This is a genomic window from Dactylosporangium sp. NPDC049140 (assembly GCF_040648435.1).
Genome location: NZ_JBEZDS010000115.1, coordinates 1 through 7,855, shown reverse-complemented (window position 1 = coordinate 7,855; position 7,855 = coordinate 1). Strand labels below are relative to the sequence as shown.

The 7,855-nt window shown below is 75.2% G+C and carries 9 protein-coding genes and 1 pseudogene; 7 read left to right on the top strand and 3 right to left on the bottom strand.

The genetic code is table 11. The annotated features are described in order from the left end of the window. Positions 1-66: 66 nt before the first annotated feature. On the bottom strand, positions 67-834 hold the full coding sequence (map, locus tag AB0B76_RS58370) for a type I methionyl aminopeptidase (protein WP_360394932.1): 768 nt from the start codon (positions 832-834) through the stop codon (positions 67-69). Positions 835-870: 36 nt separating this feature from the next. Here map and AB0B76_RS58365 point away from each other — a divergent pair, with 36 nt between their 5' ends. From AB0B76_RS58365 to AB0B76_RS58340, 6 genes and pseudogenes are all read left to right on the top strand, one after another. Further along, entirely contained in the window at positions 871-1,143 is a 273-nt protein-coding gene (locus AB0B76_RS58365; protein ID WP_360394930.1) for a helix-turn-helix transcriptional regulator, read from the top strand. Positions 1,144-1,152: 9 nt separating this feature from the next. Continuing rightward, positions 1,153-1,281, top strand: a pseudogene (locus AB0B76_RS58360) (hypothetical protein); the annotation flags it as partial. A gap of 14 nt (positions 1,282-1,295) precedes the next feature. Beyond that, a complete protein-coding gene (locus tag AB0B76_RS58355; protein WP_360394927.1) occupies positions 1,296-3,623 on the top strand; it encodes a LuxR C-terminal-related transcriptional regulator in 2,328 nt (775 codons plus the stop codon). Between the two features lie 5 nt (positions 3,624-3,628). Next, positions 3,629-4,126 carry an endonuclease V gene (locus tag AB0B76_RS58350; RefSeq protein WP_360394924.1) on the top strand — a complete coding sequence of 166 codons (498 nt, stop codon included), beginning with the start codon at positions 3,629-3,631 and terminating at the stop codon, positions 4,124-4,126. A 134-nt stretch (positions 4,127-4,260) separates the two neighbouring features. Beyond that, positions 4,261-4,602, top strand: a complete 342-nt coding sequence (locus AB0B76_RS58345; protein ID WP_360394922.1) for a YjdF family protein — start codon at positions 4,261-4,263, stop codon at positions 4,600-4,602. Between the two features lie 126 nt (positions 4,603-4,728). After that, positions 4,729-6,117, top strand: coding sequence for a chitinase (locus AB0B76_RS58340; protein ID WP_360394919.1), 1,389 nt, complete (start codon positions 4,729-4,731; stop codon positions 6,115-6,117). A gap of 140 nt (positions 6,118-6,257) precedes the next feature. Here the strand turns inward: AB0B76_RS58340 and AB0B76_RS58335 are convergent, their stop codons facing one another. After that, a complete protein-coding gene (locus AB0B76_RS58335; RefSeq protein WP_360394916.1) occupies positions 6,258-6,449 on the bottom strand; it encodes a hypothetical protein in 192 nt (63 codons plus the stop codon). 38 nt (positions 6,450-6,487) lie between these two features. Further along, positions 6,488-7,141: a DUF2470 domain-containing protein gene (locus AB0B76_RS58330; protein ID WP_360394913.1), complete on the bottom strand. Its 654-nt coding sequence runs from the start codon at positions 7,139-7,141 to the stop codon at positions 6,488-6,490. Between the two features lie 45 nt (positions 7,142-7,186). Here AB0B76_RS58330 and rpsD point away from each other — a divergent pair, with 45 nt between their 5' ends. Beyond that, a complete protein-coding gene (gene rpsD / locus AB0B76_RS58325; RefSeq protein WP_360394911.1) occupies positions 7,187-7,795 on the top strand; it encodes a 30S ribosomal protein S4 in 609 nt (202 codons plus the stop codon). The last annotated feature ends 60 nt before the right edge of the window (positions 7,796-7,855 follow it).

The following is a 7,855-nucleotide window of genomic DNA, read 5'->3' as shown; positions in this document are numbered from 1 at the left end:
TGGCGGACAACACGGCAACGGCCGGTCACCCCACCACGGGGCGACCGGCCGTTTCGCGTGACAGGGTCAGAGGGCCGTGAGAATGACCGGGCCGTCGTCGGTGACGGCGATCGTGTGCTCCCAGTGGGCCGCCCGGGAGCCGTCGACCGTCGAGACCGTCCAGCCGTCCAGCAGCAGGCGGTGGCGGTCCGAGCCGCTCTCCACCACCATCGGCTCGATGGCCAGGACCAGGCCCGGGCGCAGGGCCAGGCCACGGCCCGGGCGGCCCTCGTTCGGCACGTGCGGGTCCTCGTGCATGGCGGTGCCCACGCCGTGGCCGCCGTAGCCCGTCGGCATGCCGTACCGGGCGGCGCGGCAGACCGTCTGCACCGCGTGCGAGATGTCGCCCAGGCGGTTGCCCGCCACCGCGGCGGCGATGCCCGCGTCCAGGGCCTGCCTACCCACGTCGGAGAGGCGCTGGGCGGCCGCGTCGACGGTGCCGATGCCGACGGTGATCGCCGAGTCGCCGTGGTAGCCGTCGATGTGGGCGCCGAAGTCGATGGAGAGCAGGTCGCCGTCGTCGAGCCGGCGGGCGTCCGGGATGCCGTGCACGATGGCGTCGTTCACCGACAGGCACAGCACCGCCGGGTACGGGATCGGCGCGAACGACGGGTGGTAGTGCAGGAACGACGACTTGGCGCCCTTCTCGGCCAGCAGCTCGCGGGCCAGGTCGTCCAGCTCCTGCAGGGTCGCCCCGGGCTGCGCCGCGGCGCGCACGGCCGTCAGGATCTGGGCGACCACCCGGCCGGCCTCGCGCATCGTCGCGAGCTCCGCCGCACTCTTCAGCAGCACCATGCCGGATATTCTAATACCAGGATTATCATCGTCCACATGGTGCGCAATCCGCTGACCGAGGACGAGCGGCACCGGGGACTGGTGCTGGGGAGAATGCTGCAGCAGGCGCGCGGGGCGCGCAGCGCGGCGGCGGTCGCCTTCGAGGCCGGGATCTCGCTCGACACGCTGCGCAAGATCGAGCGCGGGGCGATCGCGACGCCCGCGTTCTTCACGGTCGCCGCCCTCGCGCGGGTGCTCGGGCTCGACCTGACCGCGCTGGGCGAGGCCCTGGCGGAGGAGACGCCCCCGGCGACCAGCCGCGTGGCGTAGCGCCCGCCGATGGCCCTGTGGGAGCGCGCCGGGGCGCTGGCCGAGCTGGAGCGACTGGCCCGGGACGGCGGGCGGATCGCGCTCGTCGCGGGCGAGGCCGGCATCGGCAAGTCCAGCCTCGTGCGCGCCTTCGCGGCCGCGCGGCGCGGCCTGTGGCTGGGGCCTGCGACCCGCTGGTCACTCCGCGCCCCCTCGGCCCGTGGCACGACATCGCGCGGCAGGCCGGCGGCGCGCTCGCCGAGGCCCTGGCCGCGCACGAGCCGCCCCTGGACGCGCTGCTGGACGCGCTCGAGCGCCCGGGGCCGCCGCCCGTCGTCGTCCTGGAGGACCTGCACTGGGCCGACGCGGCCTCGCTCGACCTGCTGATCCTGCTCGCCCGGCGCATCGAGCGGCTCCGGGCCCTGCTCGTGCTCACGTACCGCGACGACGAGGCTCCCGGCCACCCGCTGCACGCGACCCTGGCCGCCCTCCCGCGCGACGCCGTGCGCCGGGTGCCCCTGCCGCCCCTCTCCCGCGAGTGCGTCGCCGAGCAGGCCGCGCGGGCCGGTCGCGACCCGGCCGCCGTCTACGACCTCACCGGCGGCAACCCGCTGCTGGTCACCGAGGCGCTGAGCGAGGAGCCGGCGGGTGCGGTACACCATCTGATCCTGACCCGTCTCGAGCGGCTGCCGGCGCCCGCGCGCGACCTCGCCGAGCTGGCGGCCGTCATGCAGCGCCTCGACGTGGCCGGCGACGGACCGGAGCCGGCGCTCGTGGACCGCTGCGTGGCCGCGGGCGTGCTGGTCGCGGCCGGGGACGGGGCCGGGTTCCGGCACGAGCTGCTGCGCCGGGCCGTCGAGGACGCGCTGCCGCTGGGGCGCCGCCGCGCGCTGCACCTGAGGGCGGTCCGGCGGCTCGAGGCCCGCCCCGCGGTCGACCCGGCCCGGCTGGCCCACCACGCCCGCCTCAGTCAGGACGAAGAGCTGCTGCGGCGGTACTCCCTGGGCGCCGCCGAGTCCGCCGCCGCCCAGGGTGCCCACCGTGAGGCCGCCGCGCACTACCGGGCGCTGGTGGACCTCGGGGCCGGGGCCGAGGTCCTGGAGGCCTACGCGTTCCAGGCGTACCTGGCGGGCCTGTCCGCCGAGGCCGTCGACGCGCGCCGGCGCGCGGCCGAGCAGCGGCGGGCGGCCGGCGACTGGGAGCGCGCGGGCGCGAACGAGCGCTGGCTCTCGCGCCTGGCCTGGTGGAGCGGCGACACCGCGCTGGCCCGGCGCGCGGTCGCGGCCGCGGTGGAGACGCTGGGCCAGGGCCCGCCCGGGCGCGAGCTCGCGATGGCCCTGAGCACCCGGGCCCAGCTGCACATGCTCGCCCACGAGGTGGAGCCGGCGGTCGAGTGGGGCACCCGCGCGGCCGAGCTCGCCGAGCGGCTCGGCGACGGCGAGACCGCCGTGCACGCGGCGATAAACGTGACCACCGCGCGGCTGGTGCGCGGCGACCCGGACGCGGCCGGCGAGCTGGTGCGCCTGCACGAGCGCGCGGCCGCCGCGGGGCTCGTCGACCACGCGGCCCGGGCCCTGGTCAACCGGGCCTGCACCGAGCTCTGGATCGGCGACGACCTCGCCGCGACCCTGGCCGCGATCGCCGTGGCGCTGGCCTACGCCGACCGGCACGACCTGGATGGGTACCGGCAGTACCTGCTCGGCGTCCGCGCGGCCGTGCGGGTCGAGGCGGGCGACTGGGCCGGGGCGCTGGCCGACGCCGACGAGTCGCTGGCGTACCCGGCCCGGGGCGGGGTCGGGCCGCTGCCCGCGTACGTGGCCCGGGGCCGGGTCCAGTCCGCGCGGGGCGAGCCGGAGGCCGAGGCGACCCTGGACCTGGCCCTGCGCGAGGCCCTGGCCACCGAGGAGCTGCAGCGCATCGGGCCGGTCGCGATCGTGCGGGCCGAGCACTGGCTGTACCGCGGCGAGCCCGGGCGCGCCGCGGCCGAGGCCCGGCGCGGGCTCGAGCTGGCGGTCTCGGTCGGGCACCGAAGGTACACCCGGGAACTGGCCTTTCGTCTTTCCCGGGCGACCGGCGCACCGTCCGATGTGGATTGGCGGGCGGCGGCCGAGGGCTTCGGGCGCGGCGGGCGTCTCCTGGCGCGGGTGCACGTGCTGGCGCTCGGCGACGCGGCCGCGGCCGGGGCGGCGCTCGCGGCGCTGGACGCGCTCGGGGCCCGGCAGGCGGCCGGGTGGCTGCGGGCGGACCTGCGCCGGCGCGGGGTGCGCGGGGTGCCGCGGGGGCCCCGGCCGGCCACCGCCGCGAACGCCGCCGGGCTGACCGGGCGGCAGGCCGAGGTGCTGCGGCTGCTCGCCGACGGGTGCTCCAACGCCGAGATCGCGGCGGCCCTGGCGCTGTCGGAGAAGACCGTGCAGCACCACGTCTCGGCGATCCTGGCCAAGCTCTCCGCGGCCTCGCGCACCCAGGCCGCCGCGACCGCGCGCCGGCTCGGGCTAGTTTGACCACCATGGTGCGCAGTGGCGCGGTGGACGTGGACTACCCCGGCTCCGGCGGCGGGCGGGCCGCCCTCGTGGTCGGCGCGCTGCCCGGGTTCGCGGTCGAGTCCGAGCGGGTGGCGTGGCTGGACGAGGTCGAGCCGTACGTTCCCGGGCAGTTCTACCGCCGCGAGCTCCCGGCGATCCGGGCCGTCCTCGCCGGCGTGGAGGCGGTCGAGCTGCTCATCGTCGACGGGTACGTGGACCTCGACCCCGCCGGCCGCCCGGGCCTGGGCGCCCACGTGCACGAGGCGCTGGGCATCCCGGTGATCGGCGTGGCCAAGACGTCCTTCCACACCGCGACCCACGCGGTGCCGGTGCGGCGTGGCGGGGCGGCGAAGCCGCTGTACGTCACCGCCGCCGGCCTGCCCCTGGCCGCCGCGGCCGCCTACGTGACCGGCATGAGCGGGCCGTACCGGATGCCTGACGCACTGCGCCGCGTCGATGCGCTCGCGCGCGGCCGCGCGTAGGCTGGCCGGGCGCGAAAACACTGCCCCGTCGGTAGTCGGGGCGCCGTCTGACGGCCCGTCTCCGGCCGGACGCTCCTCGAGGCGACCGGTTGTCCAGCGCAGGACACCTGCTGCCCTGCGCGAGGAGACGACCGATGCCGACCATGACCGTGTACTTCGACAAGCCCTTCTGGGTCGCCGTGCTCGAGCACCACGACGGGGCCGGGTGCGTGCGCGCCGTCCGGCACGTGTTCGGTTCCGAGCCCACCGATCCCGAGCTGTACGAGTTCCTGCTGCGCCACGGCGTCGAACTGCTGCGGCGAGCCGAGTCCGCCACGCCCGTCGCCGGCGACGACGCCGCGGAGGCGCTCGGCGCGGACCGGCAGCACCGCCGGGCCGAGGCCCGGGTCGCGCGCCGGGAGCGGCGGGAGGCCGAGTCCGCCGAGCGCTACGCCCAGCGGCGCGCGAAGGCCCGGGCCAAGCACCGGGGCCATTGAGGCGGCCCAATCTGTTAAGGACCTTAAGAGCACTTGCGGAGGCATCGACAACGTTGTACGTTCCCTCCACAACGCTTAACTTTGTTAACAGTTAGCGTCACGTCCGTAATGCTCGTGGAGGGGTCCATGAAACGCAGAACCCTGATCCCCCTCGCGCTGACCGCCGCCGTCACCATCGGTGCGACGACCCTCGGCGTGATCAACGCGCAGTCCGCCAGTGCCGCGTTGACCAGCAACTGGTACGCGTCCGCGCCGTACCTGATGCCGTTCGACAACAGCCCGCCCGACGCCGTAGCGGTCATGAACGCGAGCGGCCAGAAGGCCTTCCAGCTGGCCTTCATCCTCGCCCCCAACGGTGGTGGCTGCAGCCCGACCTGGGACGGCACGCGCGCCGTGTCCGCCGACACCGAGGCGGCCGCGCTCATCTCGCGCATCCGCGCCAACGGCGGCGACGTCAGCGTCTCCATCGGCGGCTACGGCGGCACCAAGCTCGGCCAGACCTGCGGCTCCCCGGCCGCGACCGCCGCCGCCTACCAGCAGGTGGTCACCAAGTACGGCCTCAAGGCGATCGACTTCGACCTCGAGGAGCCGGAGTACGAGAACGCCGCGGCCGTGCACAACGAGCTCGGCGCCGCGCAGATCCTGCAGCAGAACAACCCCGGCCTGTACGTCTCGGTGACCACGGCCGGCACGGCGGCGGGCACGGGCTGGTTCGGCACCGAGATGCTCAAGGACGCGAAGAGCCTCGGATTCACCCCGAACAACTACTCGATCATGCCGTTCGACGGCGGGTTCAACGGCGGGTCGTCCCAGACGAGCGCGCTGGAGGGCTTCCACGGCATCCTGATGAGCACGTTCGGCTGGGACAGCGCCACCGCGTACGCCCACGAGGGCGTGTCGATGATGAACGGCCGCAGCGACGCCGGCGAGTACTTCCGGCAGGCCGACTTCCAGACGGTGCTGGACTACGCGACCTCGCACCACCTGGCGCGGTACACGTACTGGTCGGTCAACCGCGACCGCCAGTGCGCCGACCCGAACCAGTCCACCACGTCGGGCACCTGCAGCAGCGTGCCGCAGACCGACTGGGAGTTCACGAAGTACACGGCCCGCTTCGCCGGGGCCACCCCGCCCACCACGAACCCGACCACGGGCGGCCCGCCGCCCACCACGCCGGGCGGCGGCACGTGCACCGCGGCGGCCTGGAACTCGGGCACCGCGTACACGGGCGGCGCGCTGGTGTCGTACAACGGCCACACCTGGAAGGCCGCATGGTGGACCCAGGGCGAGACGCCCGGCACCAGCAGCGTCTGGGTCGACCAGGGCACCTGCGGCGGCACCGGCGGCACCACGCAGCCGCCGGCCTGCCCGGCCGCCTGGAACTCCGGCACCGCCTACAACGGCGGGGCGACGGTCTCCTACGGCGGTCACAAGTGGACCGCGAAGTGGTGGACCCAGGGCGACATCCCCGGCAACAACGGCCAGGGCGTGTGGACCGACAACGGAGCCTGCTGACCGGCACCACCGGAAACGAGGCCGCCGCCCGAAGGGTCATCGGGCGGCGGCCCTCGCCGTTTTTGCTCACCTGCCCGGCCGGGGCGCCGAATAGCTGCTGGGGGTGGCGTCCAGCGAGATCGTCGGCGTGCTCACAACGACTACCAGAACACCATCGCCTCGGCGGTCGAGGAGCGGACCGCGACCACCGGGGAGATCAACCGCTCGGTGACCGAGGCCGCGGCGGGCACGCAGGTCATCGCGGCCAACGTCACGAACCTGGCGGGCACGGCGCAGGCGGTGAAGGAGGCCGCGACCGCCTCCAGCCGCGCCGCGTCCTCGCTGAACGACATGGCCGGGCAGCTGTGGACGCTGGTGGGCGCTTCAGCGTTTAGTGGCCGCCGTGGCAGCACCGCGCCCGGGCGTACAGCTCCTGCATGCGGTCGCCGGCCTCCTCGGGGCGGTCCAGGGGCGACAGGAACGGCAGCCGGACGTCGCGGGCCCGCCCCGCGAACTCCAGGCGCAGGACCACGCCGTAGCGGTCGAGCCGCACGGGCACGATGCGCCTGACGCCGTGCAGGTGATGCGGCGGTACCAGCCGGGCCAGGCGGTCGACGGCGTCGGGGTGCGCGTCGCTCAGGTGGCACAGCAGCTCCGCCTCGACGTGGGCGAGCGGGTCGGGCGCGGCCGCGGCGAACTCGTCGGGGTCGACGGCGACCTCGGCGTCGCGGCCGTACGCCGGGTCCTGCAGCGCGGCCTCGGCCAGCTCCAGCGCCACGCCGCCCCCGGGGTGCGCGGCGAGCCAGCCGCCGAGCACGGCCTTCGCGCGCACCCGGGACCGCACCGGCGTGGGGGCGACGTCCGTGAGCTCGAGCACGGCCGCGGTGTCGATGTGTCGCGGGGGTACGTCGAGCAGGATCCGCCCGTCCTCGACCCGGTGCGCGCCGACCAGGTCCCAGCGTTGCCCGGGCACGAGGAGCGTGAGCGAGCCGGCGGCGGCCAGCAGCGAGCGCAGCCGCTCGGCCGGGGTGGGGAGCGTGGACATCTCCGACCTCCTAAGGTTAGGCTTACCTTATTAGAAAGGAGCCCCGTGAACCAGTCACGCCCCAAGGTCCGCCGCTCCCGCGCGCTGGGCATCGCGCTGACCCCCAAGGACGTCAAGTACTTCGAGCGCCGCCCGTTCCCGCCGGGCCAGCACGGCCGCGCGCGGCCGAAGGTCAGCGACTACAAGGTGCGGCTGCTGGAGAAGCAGCGGCTGAAGGCGCAGTACAACATCCGCGAGGGCCAGCTGCGGGCCGCCTTCGACCGGGCGGCGCGCCGCCCCGGCAAGACCGGCGAGGAGCTGCTCGTGGACCTGGAGCTGCGCCTGGACGCCCTGGTCCTGCGGGCGGGCTTCGCGCGTACGATCTACCAGTCCCGGCAGGTCGTGGCGCACCAGCACGTGAACGTCAACGGCCGGCGGGTGGACCGCCCGTCATACCGCCTCCGCCCCGGCGACGTCATCGAGGTGGCCGAGCGCAGCCGGACGAAGACCCCGTTCGCGGTGGCGGCGGCGGGCGCCCACGCGGGCGAGCGCACCGCCCCGTACCTGGACACGAACCTGGCGGGTCTGACCACGCGCCTGATCCGCCTGCCCTTGCGGCGGGAGATCCCGGTCCTGTGCGACGAGCAGCTGATCGTCGAGTTCTACAGCCGCTGAGACGCGAAACGGCCGGTCGCCCCGTGGTGGGGTGACCGGCCGTTGCCGTGTTGTCCGCCT